Raw genomic sequence first — 16178 nt, 5'->3', positions numbered from 1 at the left:
TTCCCTCAGCCCTGGCTCTTCGAGGGGTCCTTGAGGCCGACGGTGCCGTAGTCGATGGTGCCGGTCCACACGGGGTGGCCGAACGCGCCCGCGATGTTCGTGCCGACGAGGAGCGGCTTGCGCTCCAGCAGGATCGGCACGTTCGGGGACTTGGCCATCAGGGTCGCGTCGAGGTCGATCCAGGCCTGGTTGGCCTGCTTGGCGTCGGCCATGGCGTTGATCTCGTCGATCCGCTTGATGACCTCCTCGTCGCGGAACTGGCTGTAGTTGCCCTGGTTGCCCTTGTCCTTGATGGTCCGTCCGTCGAAGACGAAGGGGATCCAGGTGGAGCCGGAGGGGTAGTCGGGGCACCAGCCGGTGAGGGTCATGTCGGGGGTGGTGGACAGGTCGCCGATCACGTCGTAGTAGGCGCCCGGGTCGACGGTGTCGATGACGACCTCGACGCCCGCGCGGGAAAGGCCCTGCTGGATGGCTTCGGCCTTGGCCTTGTCGCCGGTGGAGACGGCGAGGGAGACCTTCAGGGTCTCCTTGCCGGCGGCCTTGAGGAGCTCCTTGGCCTTGGCGGGGTCGCCGGCCGGGGGGATCTTCAGGGTGTCGGCCTGCTTGCCGCCGGCGAGGGCCGGGGGCAGGTAGGCGGTGGCGATCTCGTTGAGGGCGGGCCCTCCGCCGGCGGTGACGACGGCTTCCTTGTCGACGGCGTACTGCATGGCCTCGCGGACCTTGGGGTCGTTGAAGGGGGCGCGCGAGTTGTTCAGGTGGAGCATCTCGGTGCAGCCCTGGGACTCGGCGAGCAGCCGGGTCTTGACCTCGGGCTTGGGCAGCACCTTGGGGGCGCTCTCGGGGCGCATGTCGGCGTACTGCACGGTGGAGGCGTCGGCGCCCTCGCCGGCGATGATCCGGTCGTCGATCTGGCCGCCCTTGAGGCCCATGACGACCACGAACTTGTCCGGGTAGGCCTTGCGGACGGTGTCGGTGGCCGGGTCCCAGTGCTCGTTGCGGACGAGGACCAGCTTCTTGTCGCGGTCGTAGGAGTCGATCTTGTACGGGCCGGAGGAGAAGGGGCGGGCGTCGTACTGGGTGCCCTTCTCCTGGGTCTGGGGCACCGGGGCGAAGGTCGGCAGGGTGGCGGTGGCGGAGAACTCGGCCACGGGGCGCTTGAGTTCGAAGACGATCGTGCGGTCGTCGGGGGTCTTCACGGAGTCCAGGTGCTGCCCCTGCAGGGGGCCCTTGTAGCCCTCGGTGCCGGCCAGGTACTGGGCGGCGTAGTCGGGGCCGCCGGTGAGGTCGGGGGCGAAGGACCGCTCGACGTTGTACTTGACGTCCTGGGCCTTGACCGGGGTGCCGTCCTCGTACTTCACGCCCTCTTTGAGGGTGAAGGTCCAGGTGCGGCCGCCGTTGGAGGGCGTGCCGAGGTCGGTGGCGAGGTCGGGGACCAGCTCGCTGCCGGCCTGGCCGGGCTCGGCCTTGAAGGTGACGAGCGTGCGGTAGAGCAGGCGGGTGCCGAAGTCCATGGTCGGCATGACCCAGTTGCGGGCGGGGTCGAGGTGGGCGAAGTCCTGGTTGGACAGGACGGTGAGGGTGCCGCCCTTGACCGGTTCGCCGCCGAGGATCTTGCCGTCGTTGGCGGCGGCCGGATTCGCGGCACCGGCTCCGGCCGATCCCTTCCCGGTGCCGGAACAGCCCGAGGCCCCGAGTGCGAGTGCGGCCACCAGGGCGGTGGCAAGGGCGAGTTGGGTGCGCTTGGTCATGGTCACTCCAGGGAAGGGCACGCTCTGCGGCTCTACGACTCTGCGATGTGACCGGTAACATAGTAATGTGAAATTGCACTGACAAGGGGTCGGAGCCGCCGTTACCCAGCCGTGTCCAAAACACCGGTCGGCGCGTCGGCACGCCAGCCGGCCCGGCGGGCGGGACCATGCCGGGTGTGATCACGCAGGCCAGGGCCACGCAGCGAAGCCGGAGTTCACCACGGGAGCCGGGGCGGCGGGACTTCCTCACCGCGATGGGGGCCGTGGCGGCGACCTTCGCGCTCGGGGTCCCCGCACGGGCCACCGCCGACGCCCGGGACGCCACCACCGCCGCCGAGTACGTCGACGTCCAGCTCCTCGACATCACCGACCTGCACGGCTATCTGCAGGGCGCACCCGGCAGCAACTCCGTCATCGTCGGCAACGGCGGCCGCAGCTACACCGTCGGCGGCGTCGCGTACATGGCGGCGCACCTCGAACGTCTCCGCGAGGGACACCCCCACTCGCTGTTCTTCACCCCCGGAGACGCCTTCTCCGGCTGGGAGTTCGACGCCGCGGCCTTCGCCGACGAGCCGACGATCGAAGCCCTGAACCGCATGGGGCTCGACTTCGCGACGGCCGGCAACCACGAGTTCGACAAATCACCCGCCATGCTCCGGCGCCACATGGAGCAGGGCATCCCCTTCCCGGTCGAGGGCCGCGACACCTCCTTCACGGACTCCTCCGGCCTGCGCTTCCACGGCGCCGACTTCCGCTACTACAGCGCCAACCTCGTCCGGAGCCAGGGCGGGACGACGGTCCTGCCCGCCTACAACATCGAGCGGGTCACCACCGCCGACGGCCGGGAGCTGCCCATCGGGTTCATCCACCTCACCGCCGTGGGCAGCGAACGCTTCCCCGGCTCCTACCAGCCGGGCCTCGCCACCCTCGACGCGGTCGCCACCGCCGACCGCTACGCGGCGCTGCTCAAGAGCCAGGGCGTGAACGCGATCGTGCTCAGCCTGCACGACGGGGCCGTGGCGGGAGCGGACTTCAACAGCGGCGTCGACCCCTCGGGGCCGGCCCTCGACCTCGCGCTGCGGGTCTCCCCGGACATCGACGCGATCGTCACCGGGCACTGGCACACCCGGTTCAACATGATGGTCCCCGACCCCGACGGCGTACCCCGCCCGTTCGTCGAGGCCGGCTGCTACGGCCAGGTCATCAACGAGATCAACCTACGGCTCGACCCGCTCACCGGCCGGGTGGTCCGGGAACTGACCGTGTCCACCAATCACCCCAACACCCGTGACGTCCCCCCTCATCCGGAGCTGCAGGAGGTCGTCACCTACTGGGCGGGACAGGCCGCCGCACGCGACCGGACCCGGATCGGTCAGCAGAGCGGCTCCTTCCTGCGCGCCCGGAACACGGCGGGCGAGAGCACCATGGGCAACCTGGCCGCCGACTGGGCGCTGTGGGCGGGCAGCAGACCCACCGACCCCGAGAACGACGCCAACATCCACCCCAACGTCCCGGCCCAACTCGCCGTGATCGCCGCAGCGCCCCGAGTCGGCCAGGCGGTCATCGCCGGGGACCTCGTCCTCGACCCGGCGTCGGGCGGCGCCGTCACCTTCGGCAGCGCGTGGCGGGCCATCGGGTTCGGCGATCCGATCGTCAGCGCGTGGGTGAGCGGGCAGCGGATCCACGACGCGCTGGAGGAGCAGTGGACGACGACGGAGAGCGGCGAACTGCGCTTCGCCCCCCTCGCCGTCTCCCGGAACGTGCGCTACAGCTTCGACGCGCGGGGTCCGGTCGGGGACCGGGTGCGTCCCGCGGACGTCTTCATCGACGGCGTCCCACTGGACCTCGGCCGCAGTTACCGGCTCGCGGCCCCCTCGTACACGTTCCTCGCGAGCGACGGCCATCCGGCCCTCTCCGACTTCCGGGAGCCCTACCGGCACCAGCGGGACTTCGAGAGCTTCGTGGCGTACGTACGCGAGACTGCGGTGCTGGCCCCGCAGCCCAGGGGGCGGGTCACGGCGGCGAACGCGGGCAGTGCGGCGGCCGACGTGGGAGCCGTGGTGGACCCGCCGGTACTCCTCCTGCCCGACGGCACCCCGGTACCGCGCCCGGAGGCGGCGATCATCTCCGCGGACCGGCCGCTGCCGGCCCGCGGCGGCGGCCGCCCGCCCTGCTGATCCGGCGCCGGCCGGGGGAACTGGAGCCCCTAGCGGACCGCGCCCAGGCCCCCGGCGGTGCGGCCGACCGGTTCGTCGCGGCCCTGGGCCCAGAGGGAGCGGACGTGGCCGAGGTGGCGCTGCATGCAGGCCTCCGCCGCCTTCGCGTCGCCGCTGATCATCAGGTCCAGCAGCTCCAGGTGCTCCTCGGCGGAGGAGACCAGCTTGCCCGCCTCGTCCAGACCCGTCAGGCCGTACAGGCGGGACCGCTTGCGGAGGTCGCCGACCGTCTCCACGAGCCGTTCGTTGCCCGAGAGGCCCAGCAGCGTGAGGTGGAACCGGCGGTCGGCCTCCAGGTAGCCGATGAGGTTGTGCTCGCGGGCGCTGGTGACGATCTCCTGCGCGATGGGGCGCAGTTCCTCCAGCTGCTCGGCCGTGGCGGTCTTCGTGATCCGGCCGATGGTGGGCACCTCGATCATGGTGCGCAGCTCGGTGTACTGGTCGAGGTCGCGCTCGCTGACCTCGGTGATCCGGAAGCCCTTGTTGCGGACCGGCTCGACCAGGCCCTCGCGCGCCAGGTCGAGCATGGCCTCGCGCACCGGGGTGGCCGACACGCCGAGTTCGGCCGCGAGGCCGGGGGCGGAGTAGACGCTGCCGGGGCGCAGCTCACCCGCTATCAGAGCGGCTCGGAGGGCGTGGCCAACCTGGTCGCGGAGTCGTTCCTGGGCCTTGATGAGACTGTGCTGCTTCAGGTCACCCATTGCGTTTCCTCCGAGACCCTTTTCACCTGCCGACGAGCAGAGCAACAGCGTACAATGTCACGTTGCGCTGCTCACACTTCAGCGGTCGGCCTCGTACAGCGCGACCGCCACGGCAAGATCTTCCCAGGCCATGCCCACGCTCTTGAAGAGCTGTGGACAACCCCGCTCCCCTCCCGCCGGCAGCCGCCCGGCCACCAGGTCCGCGAGCGTGGCCGTGATGTGGCCCGGCCCGATGGCCCCCTCCGCCTCCGGGACGAGCAGGTCACCGGCCTCCCGCAGGGCCGCCGCCCGCGATTCCACGTACACCGCCGCGCGTCGCACGAGGGCGGTGTCGGTCTCCCGGGCGGTCGGCTCGTGCGATCCGACGGCCACGACCACCGCGCCGGGCCGCACCAGCCGCCCGTCGAAGAGCGGTTCGCGGGCCGTGGTGCAGCAGACGACCAGGTCGGCGTCGGCCACGTCCTGCGGGGCGCCGGTCCGGGCGGCCGTCCCCAGGGTGCGGGCGTGCGCGGCGAGGCGTTCGGCACCCTCCCGGTTGCGGGCGACCACCACGGCCTCGGCCAACTCCCGCTCCGCCAGAGCCGCTTCCAGGTGGCCGTACGCCTGCGGTCCGGAGCCGAAGAGAACCAGCCGCAGCGGCCGCCCGGCCGGCGCCAGGTACCGCAGTGCGAGGGCGGAGACCGCCGGTGTGCGCAGGGCGGTCAGGGCCGCGCCGTCGAGCAGGGCCAGCGGGCGCAGGGTGGGCCCGTCCAGCAGGAGGTACGAGCCGGTGATGCGGGGCAGCCCGCGGGCCGGGTTCCCGGGCGCGACCCCGGCGATCTTCACCCCGGCGTACGGGCCCGACGCGGCCGGCATCAGCAGCAGTTCGCCGTCGCCGGGCACGGCGATCGCGGAGCGCGGGGGGCAGCCCTCCGGGTCGAGGCCGCCGCGCAGGGCGGCGGCCAGGGCGTCGGCGGCCGCGGCCGGACCGAGCGCCGCGGCCATGGCCGCGGCGCCGAGCTGGGGTATCCCCGTCACAGCAGGAACCCGGCGCCGAGGGCGTCGTACGGGTCCACGGCGAAGGCGTGTTCGCCGGTGCGGTAGGCGGTGCCGGTGACTTCGGTGACGCCGCCGTCCAGCATCCGGCCGGTGAAGACGGTGCCGGTGACGGACTCGTTCAGCAGGTCCTCGCCCGGGCCCAGCCGGCCGTCCTCGGCGAGCAGCGCGAGCCGCGTCGAGGTCCCGGAGCCGCAGGGAGAGCGGTCGACCTGCCCGTCGGCGAAGACGGTGACGTTGCGCTGGTGCGGCCCGAACGGGGTGTCGGGCAGCTCCTCGTGGAGGATCACCCCGTAGACCCCGGACAGCAGCGGGCCGCCCGGGTCCCAGGTGGCCGGATGACCGGCGAGCGCGGCCCGGATCTCCTGCCCGGCACGCACCAGCGCGGGCAGCGCCGCCCGCGAGACGTCCAGGCCGAGGTCGCGCGCGCGGACGGAGGCGTAGCAGGCGCCCGCGTGGGCGATGTCCGCCTCGGCCAGCCCGAGCGAGGTCGCGACGGGCACCTTGCGGGCGCTCACCCGGGCCGGCACGTTGCGGAAGGTGACCCCGGTGGTGCGGCCCCCGCCGCGGTGGACGGTGGCGGTGACCCGCCCCGACGGTACGTCGATCCGCACCGGGACGTCCCCGTCGTCGGGGGCGGCGACCCGGCCGCTGTCCACGGCCCAGACCCCGAGGGCCATGGTGCCGTGGCCGCAGGCCGTGGAGTAGCCGTCCTTGTGCCAGAACAGCACACCGAAGTGGGCGCCGTCGTCGTCGGCCGGGACCACGAACCCGCCGTACATCCCGGCGTGTCCGCGCGGCTCCTGCACGAGCAGCCGCCGTACGTCGTCCAGCGCGCCACGGCGCGGCGCGGTCCCCGATCCGCCCGGACCGATGGCGGTGGCGCAGCGCTCGGCGACGGTGTCCCCGGGCACGGGCGGCATGCCCTCGCCGGCGGTGTCGACGATCCGGAAGGGCTCGCCGGCGGTGTGGTAGTCCACCGTTCGGACGGTCGTCACAGGAGGAAGCCTCCGGGGAAGGGGTCGGACGGGTCGAGGAAGTACTGGGCGGTGCCGGTGATCCAGGCCCGCCCGGTGACGGTGGGGACCACGGCGGGCAGGCCGCCGACGGTGGTCCGCGCGACCAGCCGGCCGGTGAACTCGGTGCCGATGAAGGACTCGTTGACGAAGTCGACGCCGAGCCCAAGGAGGCCGCGGGCGTGCAGCTGGGCCATCCGGGCACTGGTGCCCGTGCCGCAGGGCGAGCGGTCGAACCAGCCGGGATGGATGGCCATCGCGTGCCGGGAGCGGCGGGCGTCGGAGCCGGGCGCGGCGAGGTAGACGTGCTTGACCCCGGCGATGGAGGGGTTCTCGGGGTGGACGGGGCGGTCCGGCCCGGCGTTGATCGCGTCCATCACCGCGAGCCCGGCGGCGAGCAGGTCGTCCCCCCGGGCGCGGTCGAAGGGCAGGCCGAGGGAGTCGAGTTCGACGAAGGCGTAGAAGTTGCCGCCGTAGGCGAGGTCGTAGGTGACCGTGCCGTGGCCGGGGACGTCGGCCTTGAGGTCGAGGCCGACGCTGAAGGAGGGGACGTTGGTGAGGGTGACGGCGGTGGCCGCCCCGTCCTCCACCCGCACGTCGACGCTCACCAGCCCGGCCGGGGTGTCGAGCCGGACGGTGGTGACCGGCTCGACGACGGGCACCATGCCGGTCTCGACCAGGACCGTGGCCACCCCGATGGTGCCGTGCCCGCACATGGGCAGCAGGCCCGACACCTCGATGTAGAGCACGCCGTAGTCGGCGTCGGGGCGGGTCGGGGGCTGCAGGATGGCGCCGCTCATCGCGGAGTGCCCGCGCGGCTCGTACATGAGCAGGGTCCGTACGTGGTCCATGTGCTCGATGAAGTGGAGCCGCTTCTCGGCCATGGTGGCGCCGGGGATCACCCCGACTCCCCCGGTCACGACCCGGGTCGGCATGCCCTCGGTGTGCGAGTCCACCGCGTGGTAGACGTGGCGCGTGCGCATCAGGCGTCCCCTCCAGCTGGTTAGTTGAGGCCCTCGGCCAGGGCCTTCTCGGTGGCGGCGCGGACGGCGGCCTCGATGTCGCCGGTGAGCGGGAAGCGCGGCGGGCGGGTGGCGCCGCCGGGGCGGCCCGCCAGGTCCATGGAGAGCTTGATGGCCTGGACGAACTCGGTCTTGGAGTCCCAGCGCAGCAGGGAGTGCAGGGACTTGTAGAGCGGCAGGGCGGTGTCGAGGTCACCGGCGACGGCGGCCCGGTAGAGGGTGGCGCAGGAGCGCGGCAGGGCGTTGGGGTAGCCGGCGATCCAGCCGACGGCGCCCGCGAGGGCCAGTTCGAGGAGGACGTCGTCGGCACCGATGAGCAGGTCGAGGCCCGGCGCGAGTTCGGCGATCTCGTAGGCGCGGCGCACGTCCCCGCTGAACTCCTTCACGGCGACGATGGAGCCGTCGGCGTGCAGCCGGGCGAGCAGGGACGGGACCAGGTCCACCTTGGTGTCGATGGGGTTGTTGTACGCGACCACGGGCAGCCCGGCGCGGGCCACCTCGGCGTAGTGGGCCCGTACGGTCTCCTCGTCCGCGCGGAAGGCGTTGGGCGGCAGCAGGAGTACGGAGCCGGCGCCGGCCTCGGCGGCCTGGTCGGCCCAGCGGCGGGCCTCGGCGCTGCCGTAGGCGGCGACGCCGGGCATGACGCGGGCGCCGTCGCCGGCGGCCTCGACGGCGGTACGGACGACGCGCGCCCGCTCCTCGTCGGTGAGGGTCTGGTACTCCCCGAGGGAGCCGTTGGGGACCACGCCGTCGCAGCCGCTCTCGATCAGCCAAGCCACGTGCTCGGCGTAGGCGTCGTGGTCGACGGTGAGGTCCTCGCGCAGGGGGAGCGCGGTGGCGACCATGATTCCGTGCCAGGGACGGGTGCGGGGCGCGGGGGTGTGCGCGTTGGTCATGAGAGGCTCCCTAGTGTGGTGTGTGACATTTTACTAGTGGGTGCGGTGCGGCCACAAGGGCCGGGCACCCCCTGATCAGCGGTCGGTGGCGGGAAGTTCGGCGAGGTGGCTCAGCGGCACCGGGCAGGAGAAGGGCCGCCGGTCCGCCACGGGCTCCTGCCCGGCGAGGGCCGCCACCGCCGGTCCGCACATCCGGCCCTGGCACCAGCCCATTCCGGCCCGGGTGAGGAGCTTGACCGTACGGGCGTCCCGCGCCCCGAGGTCCTGCGCCGCCTCGCGGATCCGGCCGGCCGGGACCTCCTCGCAGCGGCACACGACGGCGTCGTCCCGCAGCCAGCCGGTCCAGCCGTCGCCGGGGCGGTGGGCGGCGGCCATCGCGTCGGCGAAGGCGCGCAGCCGGGCCCGGCGGCGGGCGAGCCGCTCGACGCGGCGGCCGGAGTCCGTTGCCGCCCGCTCCGGGGACAGCGCCGCAGCGACGGAGTGCGCAGCCAGTTCGCCCTCGGTCAGGGCCAGTTGGGCCCCGCCGATGCCGCCGGTCTCCCCCGCGGACCAGATGCCGGGGACGGAGGTGCGCTGCAGGGCGTCCACCTCCAGGGCGACGGCGGCGTCGGGGCCGGGCCGGGTGGCGCAGCCGAGTCCGGTGGCGAGTTCGAGCTGGGGCACGAGCCCGTGGCCGACGGCGAGCGCGTCGCAGGGGATCCGGCGGGCGGTACCGGGCAGCGGTCGCCAGTCGCGGTCGAGCCGGGCCACGGTGACGGCCTCGATCCGGTCCGTGCCGTGGGCCTCGGTGACGGCGTGCCGGGTGAGCAGCCGGACGTGGTGCCTGGCCAGCGCCCCGCCGTAACCGGCGGCCTCGACGAGCTTGCCGGGGTTGCGCAGCAGGGCCGGCACCCGGCCGGCGTACGCGGTGTAGGCGGCGGCCTCCACCACGGCGGGCACGGCGGCTCCGGCGGCGGCGAGGGAACCGGCCACCGCGAGCAGCAGCGGACCGCTCCCGGCGACCACCACGCGCTTGCCGGGCAGTACCAGTCCGCCCTTGAGCATGGCCTGCGCGCCGCCGGCCCCGACCACTCCGGGCAGGGTCCAGCCGGGGAAGGGCAGTTGGCGCTCGTAGGCGCCGGTGGCGACGAGCACGGCGCGGGCGGTGACGGCCGCGGCCCGCTCATCGGGGGCGTGGCCGGCGACGGCGTGCAGGGTCCACCCGGTGGGGGGCGCGGCTTGTCCGCGGCGCGCCTCGGCCGCCTCGGCCGCCTCGGCCGGGACGACCGTCCACACGTGGTGGAGCGGCAGGTACGTGATCCGGCCGGCCGCCGCATGCTCGCACAGGGCGGCTTCGCGGGCCGCGAACTCGGCCCAGCCGTGGTGCAGGGCCTCGGGGCGGGCCGCGCCCAGGCCGGGCGCGGGGTGGCGGTAGAACTGCCCGCCGGGGCGGTCGCCCGCGTCGAGGAGCGTGACCCGCAGCCCGAGGCGCGCGGCCGTGACGGCGGCGGCCAGCCCGGCCGGACCGGCCCCGACGACGGCCAGGTCGACCGGATCCGCGCCGCCGGACCGGACCGGCCCGGCCGGGCCGGACGACGCCGGGCCGGTGGGCGCCGACGGCTGCGGGGATCGGGGCCGGCCCGCGGAGCGGGGCGGGCCGGCGGGGTCAGACGGTGAGGTCGGCACGGCCGGTTCCCTCCTGGGTGGTGACGGCGTCGCCCGGGCGGGCGGGGACCAGGCAGGCGCGCTGGTTCGGCAGGCCGTTGACGGTGACGAGGCAGTCGTAGCAGCTGCCGATCCCGCAGAACGCCCCGCGCGGGGCGCCGCCCTCGCGGGTGGTCCGCCAGGCCAGGATCCCGGCGCCCCACAGCACGGCCGCGACGCTCTGGCCCTCCTGCGCGGGCAGTTCACGGCCGTCGAAGGTGATCGCGTACGCGGCCGCCGGGCTGCCGCCGACCAGCGAGCGGGGGCTGCGCATCAGGGGTGCTCCTCGGGGGTGTCGGCGGCGCCCGGTCCGCTGCCGAAGCGGTCCGGGCGGAACGGGTGGACCGGGAGCGCGGGTTCGGCTCCGGTCAGGGCGGCGGCGATCAGCAGGCCCGTGGCGGGGGCCAGGCCGATGCCCGCCCCCTCGTGGCCGCAGGCGTGCAGCAGCCCGGGGCGGCGGGGGTCCGGGCCGATCGCGGGGAGGTGGTCGGGCAGGTAGGGGCGGAAGCCGTGGTAGGTGCGCAGGACCCGTACGCCGGCCAGTACGGGGAAGAGTGCCGCCGCCTGGGAGGCCAGCCGGCGCAGCGCCTGCGTGGACAGGCTCCGGTCGAAGCCGACCCGCTCGCGGGTGGCGCCGATGAGGACCGGCCCGGCAGGGGTGCCCTCGACCACGGCCGAGGACTGCAGGGCGGCGGAGCCGCTGGCGACGTCGGCGATGTAGTCGGCGGCGTAGACCTTGTGCCGGACCACCCGCGGCAGCGGCTCGGTCACCAGGACGAAGCCCCGGCGCGGGAGCACGGGCAGGGAGGTCCCGGCCAGCTCGGCGATGTGCCCGCCCCAGGTGCCGGCCGCGTTCACCACGGCCGGGGCCAGGAGTTCGCGGCGCGGGGTGCGGACCCCGCGTACGGCGCCCCGGTCCAGCAGGACCTGCGTCACCTCCTCCCCCAGGTGCACCTCGGCGCCGGACGCGGCCAGCAGCCGGGCGGCCGCCTGCGCCGGCTGGACCTGCGCGTCCTGCGGGTAGTGGAAGCCTCCTGCGAGGCCCGGGGCCAGGTGCGGCTCCAGGTCGTGCAGGGCGTTTGCCGGGACCTCGACCGCGTCGACGCCGGCCGCGCGCTGTCCCTCGGCGAAGTTCCGGAGGGCCTTCACCGTGGCCTCGTCCGGGGCGACGACGAGCCCGCCCTTGGGCTCGTACTCGACCTCCCGCGGGAGGACCGCGGCGAGTTCGGTCCAGAGCCGGGAGGAGAGCAGGGCGAGGTCGAGCTCCGGGCCCGCCTCCTTGTCGGAGACGAGCAGATTGCCTTCGCCGGCACCGGTGGTGCCGCCCGCGACGGGTCCGCTGTCGACCACGGCCACGGAGAGTCCGGCGCGGGCCGCGTAGTAGGCGCAGGCCGCTCCGACGACGCCGGCGCCGATGATCACGGCGTCCAGGGAGTGTCTCTTGAGCACGACAGTAATATGTCACATTCTTTAGTGCCTGCCCAGACCGGCCCCGCGCCCTCCTCAAGCGCGGGGCCGGTCCGGAGCCCGTCAGCTGCGCAGCGGTCCCTCACAGCTGTAACTGGAGGTCGCGGCGACCTTGTTGCTCCAGATCTCCGGCGCGCCGAAGGAGCAGTTCATGTCGGCGAGGTTGTTGGAGGCGGCGCCCGCGCGGTCGAGGAGGAAGTAGTCGACCGTCTCCGACATGTCCTTGAAGTTCTGGTCGTCGCTGCGCCAGTTCTTCAGGTTCGCGGTGATGCGGCCCGTACAGGTGAAGCGGCGCTTGCCGGGGTCGCCGTTCTCCACGCAGTCCGGGGTGTTGTAGGTGGCCGTGGCGAACGCCGACTTCACGGAGGCCAGCGCCGAGTCGCGCAGCCGCTCGTTGGGGGTGAAGGTGGTGTTCGGCACGAAGAGCTGGTCGACCTTGGCGATCTGCGCGGTCAGGAATCGGTCGTAGTCGCGCTGGAGGTAGGTGTCCGCCCCCATCCGGTGGCGCCAGGCGTCGTACGCCGCCACGTCGTTGTTCCGCAGGTGCGTGTACATCTCGCGCAGCAGCGAGGGCTTCTCGGTCCACAGGAACTCGAAGAACGTGCCGGCGTAGCTGTAGAAGCGGAAGCCGTCGCCGTCGTAGGTGGCGTTCAACAGCTGCTCGACGGTCATGCGCGGGCCGCCGCCGGCCGTGTCGCTGATGATGCTCTTCACGAGGGACTTGCGGACGGCTATGCCGTTGTCGCGGGTCGCGCCGTCGAAGAACTCGGCCGTGCCCTCGTCCATGGCCGTCGTGCGGTCGCTCTCGTACCAGGGGCCCTGGCCGAAGAAGCCGGGGACGGCGAAGCGGCCGTTGAGGTAGTGCGTGTATTCGTGGCGGAAGAGCTCCTCCAGCGTGAGGGAGGAGTCCTGCGGTACGCGGCGCTGGTAGGTGTAGAAGGTGGCGCCGTTCTCGATGTAGATGCCGCCGTTGTTGGTGTCGTAGCCGGTCAGGATCGGGTGGTAGTTGACGTAGTCGGCGCGGGAGGCGTACAGCACGATGTTCAGCGTCGCGTTGGGGTCGCCGGCGAGCGGCTGGTCGGTGCCGAGGACGCGGTGGTACTGCGCCTTGACCTGCTTGCTCGCGTAGTAGAGCTGGTCGACGGTGGCCCGGTCCAGGGCGGTGCGGACCTTGATGGCGCCGTTGTCGTAGGTGTAGGTGTAGGGGAAGAGCTGCTTCTCGATGTCCTCCTTGCACACCCCGTACGGCTTGCACGCCTCGTAGAAGTTGAGCCAGGAGACGGCCTTGGCCCACGGCTCACTGCCGTCGCCGAAGCCGGCCTTCAGGGGCCCGAGCATCGCGCCGAGGTCGGCGACGACCTGGTCGCGCAGGCCGTCGACCTGGCCGAAGCGGGCGTACTCGCTGAGCGCGTCGCGCACCACCCAGGCGTTGGCCGTGCCCTTGAGGTGCGTGTATCCGGCGAAGGCCTTGAAAGCGGCGCGGTAGGCGGGGTCGGCGGCCACGGCGGCGTGGAAGGCGGCGTCCTGGTTGCCCGGGTAGACGCCCAGGTAGTTGGTGGAGAGCGCGGCGAGCACGGCGCCCGCCCAGCCGGGGTCGAGGTGGGTGGCCGGGTGGGCCGGGTCCATGGTGGCCAGGACCTTCTTCACCAGACCCAGCTGGTGCTGGCGCAGGCCGGGGCCGGCGGAGTAGAGGGCCTCGCGCAGGGTGCGGGCGTTGGTGGGGGTGACGTCGAAGGTCCGCGCGGCGCCCGCGAAGTCGTCGATGGCCTTGCGCATCGCGGCGACGGTCGGAGCGTCGGTGACGTCGATCTCGTCGCGCGAGAAGTCGTGGTAGGCGACGGCGTGCAGGTACGTGAACATCTCCTCCAGGTGTGAGGAGTTGCGGCCGTCGTGGGCGGCGGCCAGCGCGGATATCCGGCGGGACACGGCCTGGACGTGCGCGTCCGACATCACCGGGGCCAGGCGGGCGTCCCAGGTCCAGATGAGGCCGCGCAGACAGCCGTCCGCGAGCACGGCCTGGTCGGCGAGGAAGTCGGCGAACTGCTCGGGCGTGAGGTTGGTGATCCCGTCGAGGGTGCAGGGGACGCCTGCGGCGACGCTCTTCGCGGTGGGGGCCGACTTGGCGGCCGCGCCCCGCTTCTCCAGCTCCTGGGCGGGCGCGCTGGCGGGGGCCGCGCCGGGAACCTGGCCGGAGATGTCCAGCCCGCCCGGGGCCGGGGCGGGGGCGGGGGCGTTGTTCTTGGCCTCCGCGAAGCGGTCGACCTCGTCGAAGGGGTTCCCCGTGGGGCCGTGGGCCGCGGTGGCGGGGGCGGCGGCCGGGGCGCCGGGGAAGGCGGCCGGGGCCGCGGACTCGGCGGCCTGCGTGGTGCCCTGCCCCGCGGTGGCGACGAGCGTCACGGCTACGGCGGAGGCGAGGAGGGAAGAGCGCACAGCTCTGTGCTTGAGCACCGAGAACTCCTGTTCGGAGAGGGTGAGGTGGGGGGTGGTGCGTGAACTGCCCTGCGTCACGCGGCGTTTGACGGGGATTAACGTGCCGCGGTGTGAGCTGTAACATAGTAATGTGAAATTGCACTGACAAGACCTGTGCGCCCACCAGTTCGCGTCTTTCGTGAAGGAGCCCCCGTGACCGACTCCCCCGCCCGCCTCAACACGGGCAGTCACGACCGTCCGGTGTCACCGGAGTTGTCCCGGTTCATGGCGGGCGACTGGGCCGCCTCCCCTCTTCCCGACTCCGCCCGGGTCCCGGCGTACGACGTCACACCCGCCCGCCGGGCGCGGCTCTCGGCCCGCTTCCCGGGCGAACGGCTGATCGTCCCGGCCGGCGAGCTGAAGGTCCGCTCCAACGACTGCGACCACCGCTTCCGCCCGCACAGCGCCTACGCCTGGCTGACCGGCCTCACCGGCGAGGACCAGGCGGGCCACGTCCTGGTCATGGAGCCGTCGGGCCCGCACGCGCACGAGGCGGTGCTCCACCTGCGGCCCCGCTCGCCGCGGGCGGACGGGGACGGGGAGTTCTACCGGGACCGCCGGTACGGGGAGTTCTGGGTGGGCCGCCGCCCGGACCTGGCGGAGGCGGAGCGCCTGACCGGCATCCGCTGCGCGCACCTGGACGCCCTCGGCTCGCCTGAGGGCCGCCACGCCGCCTCCGACGCGGAACTCGCCGCCGCGCTGTCGGAGTTGCGCCTGGTGAAGGACGCCTGGGAGGTCGAGCAGCTCCAGCTGGCCGTCGACCACACGACGGCGGGCTTCGAGGACGTCGTACGGGCGCTGCCGCGCGCGCTGGCGCACCCGCGCGGGGAGCGCTGGATCGAGGGGGTGTTCGGCCTGCGCGCCCGGGTCGAGGGCAACGGCACCGGCTACGAGACGATCGCCGCGTCGGGCGCCCACGCGTGCACCCTGCACTGGATCCGCAACGACGGCCGGCTGAACGGACAGGAGCTGCTCCTCCTGGACGCGGGGGTGGAGACGGACACCCTCTACACCGCGGACATCACCCGCACCCTCCCGCTGTCGGGCCGCTTCTCACCCGTCCAGCGGCAGGTCTACGAACTGGTCCTCGCGGCACAGGAAGCGGGCATCGCTGCGCTGCGGCCGGGGGCGAGCTTCGGCGACTTCCACCGGGCCGGGATGCGGGTGATCGCGGAGGGGCTGGCCGACTGGGGCGTCCTGAAGGACGCGGAGGGCGACCTGCACCGGCGGTACACGCTGTGCAGCAGCGGGCACATGCTGGGGCTCGACGTGCACGACTGCGCCAAGGCACGGGCCGAGACCTACCTGGACGGGGTCCTGGAGGAGGGACAGGTCCTGACGGTGGAGCCGGGCCTGTACCTCCAGCCCGACGACGAGACCCTGCCGGCCGAACTGCGCGGCATCGGCGTCCGCATCGAGGACGACCTGGTGATCACGGCGAACGGCGCCCGCCTGATGTCGGGCGCGCTGCCGCGCACGGTCGCCGGCATCGAGGAATGGATGGGAGTGCTCCTGGAAGGCGGCCTCGCCTAAACCGGCGGGGCGGGACAGTCCCCGATCCTGCGGACCGCTCCGCGGGCGGGGTCCGGGCGCGGCGCGGGTCGTTCCCTCGGCGGGGCGGGACGGGTCCCGATCATCATGCGGACCGCTCCGCGGGGCGGGATCCGGGCGCGGCGCGGGCCGGTCGCGGGGCCGCCGAGGGGTATCTCCTCGGCTCGGCGCGCGCGAGCTGTCGCGGCAGTGCTCGGTGGTTGCGCGCTCGTCCTGCGGGGACACCCCTCCCCGTCCCCACTCCCCACGCGTCGGGCCCGGTTCCGGGGGCGATACGGGCGGTCCGTGGCCCACGGCGCGGGGCGGGATCCGGGCGCGGTGCGGGCCGGTCGCGGGGCCGCCGAGGGGTATCTCCTCGGCTCGCGCGTGACTAG

General features: G+C 73.6%; 12 protein-coding genes. 2 read left to right on the top strand and 10 right to left on the bottom strand.

From position 1 onward, the window contains the following. Nucleotides 1-5 precede the first annotated feature (5 nt). Nucleotides 6-1748: an ABC transporter substrate-binding protein gene (locus IG86_RS0115290; protein WP_030897230.1), complete on the bottom strand. Its 1743-nt coding sequence runs from the start codon at nucleotides 1746-1748 to the stop codon at nucleotides 6-8. A gap of 254 nt (nucleotides 1749-2002) precedes the next feature. On the opposite strand from IG86_RS0115290, the gene IG86_RS0115285 reads away from it, so the two are divergent. Continuing rightward, a complete protein-coding gene (locus IG86_RS0115285) occupies nucleotides 2003-3925 on the top strand; it encodes a bifunctional metallophosphatase/5'-nucleotidase (protein ID WP_030897228.1) in 1923 nt (640 codons plus the stop codon). Nucleotides 3926-3954: 29 nt separating this feature from the next. Here IG86_RS0115285 and IG86_RS0115280 read toward each other — a convergent pair whose 3' ends face one another. The 9 genes from IG86_RS0115280 to IG86_RS0115240 form a co-directional block, all read right to left on the bottom strand. Beyond that, nucleotides 3955-4665 (bottom strand): GntR family transcriptional regulator, encoded by a 711-nt coding sequence (locus IG86_RS0115280; RefSeq protein ID WP_030897226.1) that lies wholly within the window; start codon nucleotides 4663-4665, stop codon nucleotides 3955-3957. Nucleotides 4666-4743: 78 nt separating this feature from the next. Further along, nucleotides 4744-5649: an ornithine cyclodeaminase family protein gene (locus tag IG86_RS0115275; RefSeq protein ID WP_030897224.1), complete on the bottom strand. Its 906-nt coding sequence runs from the start codon at nucleotides 5647-5649 to the stop codon at nucleotides 4744-4746. Nucleotides 5650-5678: 29 nt separating this feature from the next. Beyond that, on the bottom strand, nucleotides 5679-6698 hold the full coding sequence (locus IG86_RS0115270; RefSeq protein ID WP_030824143.1) for a proline racemase family protein: 1020 nt from the start codon (nucleotides 6696-6698) through the stop codon (nucleotides 5679-5681). Then, on the bottom strand, nucleotides 6695-7699 hold the full coding sequence (locus IG86_RS0115265; RefSeq protein WP_030897222.1) for a proline racemase family protein: 1005 nt from the start codon (nucleotides 7697-7699) through the stop codon (nucleotides 6695-6697). Before IG86_RS0115265 ends, IG86_RS0115270 begins: the two co-directional genes overlap by 4 nt. 20 nt (nucleotides 7700-7719) lie before the next feature. Continuing rightward, complete coding sequence (locus IG86_RS0115260) at nucleotides 7720-8634, bottom strand: dihydrodipicolinate synthase family protein (protein ID WP_030824137.1); 915 nt, start codon at nucleotides 8632-8634, stop codon at nucleotides 7720-7722. A gap of 75 nt (nucleotides 8635-8709) precedes the next feature. Further along, nucleotides 8710-10158, bottom strand: a complete 1449-nt coding sequence (locus tag IG86_RS0115255; protein ID WP_037942524.1) for an FAD-dependent oxidoreductase — start codon at nucleotides 10156-10158, stop codon at nucleotides 8710-8712. Between the two features lie 121 nt (nucleotides 10159-10279). Then, nucleotides 10280-10591 carry a (2Fe-2S)-binding protein gene (locus IG86_RS0115250; protein ID WP_078848132.1) on the bottom strand — a complete coding sequence of 104 codons (312 nt, stop codon included), beginning with the start codon at nucleotides 10589-10591 and terminating at the stop codon, nucleotides 10280-10282. Beyond that, entirely contained in the window at nucleotides 10591-11766 is a 1176-nt protein-coding gene (locus IG86_RS0115245; RefSeq protein WP_037848521.1) for an NAD(P)/FAD-dependent oxidoreductase, read from the bottom strand. The genes IG86_RS0115250 and IG86_RS0115245 overlap by 1 nt, the downstream gene beginning before the upstream one ends. Before the next feature lie 81 nt (nucleotides 11767-11847). Next, nucleotides 11848-14232, bottom strand: coding sequence for a collagenase (locus IG86_RS0115240; RefSeq protein WP_030897218.1), 2385 nt, complete (start codon nucleotides 14230-14232; stop codon nucleotides 11848-11850). Nucleotides 14233-14406: 174 nt separating this feature from the next. On the opposite strand from IG86_RS0115240, the gene IG86_RS0115235 reads away from it, so the two are divergent. Then, complete coding sequence (locus tag IG86_RS0115235) at nucleotides 14407-15786, top strand: aminopeptidase P family protein (RefSeq protein WP_030897216.1); 1380 nt, start codon at nucleotides 14407-14409, stop codon at nucleotides 15784-15786. Nucleotides 15787-16178: the final 392 nt, after the last annotated feature.

The sequence above is a fragment of the Streptomyces virginiae genome (assembly GCF_000720455.1).
GTDB classification, from domain to species: Bacteria; Actinomycetota; Actinomycetes; order Streptomycetales; family Streptomycetaceae; genus Streptomyces; species Streptomyces virginiae.
Note: the sequence above shows the minus strand (reverse complement) of the source record. Positions and strands in the feature narration are given on the sequence as shown.

Excerpts from the sequence above, each read along its gene's own strand:
- IG86_RS0115290 (WP_030897230.1), bottom strand. The coding sequence starts at position 1,748 with ATGACCAAGCGCACCCAACTCGCCCTTGCCACCGCCCTGGTGGCCGCA.
- IG86_RS0115285 (WP_030897228.1), top strand. The coding sequence starts at position 2,003 with ATGGGGGCCGTGGCGGCGACCTTCGCGCTCGGGGTCCCCGCACGGGCC.
- IG86_RS0115280 (WP_030897226.1), bottom strand. The coding sequence starts at position 4,665 with ATGGGTGACCTGAAGCAGCACAGTCTCATCAAGGCCCAGGAACGACTC.
- IG86_RS0115275 (WP_030897224.1), bottom strand. The coding sequence starts at position 5,649 with ATGGCCGCGGCGCTCGGTCCGGCCGCGGCCGCCGACGCCCTGGCCGCC.
- IG86_RS0115265 (WP_030897222.1), bottom strand. The coding sequence starts at position 7,699 with ATGCGCACGCGCCACGTCTACCACGCGGTGGACTCGCACACCGAGGGC.
- IG86_RS0115260 (WP_030824137.1), bottom strand. The coding sequence starts at position 8,634 with ATGACCAACGCGCACACCCCCGCGCCCCGCACCCGTCCCTGGCACGGA.
- IG86_RS0115250 (WP_078848132.1), bottom strand. The coding sequence starts at position 10,591 with ATGCGCAGCCCCCGCTCGCTGGTCGGCGGCAGCCCGGCGGCCGCGTAC.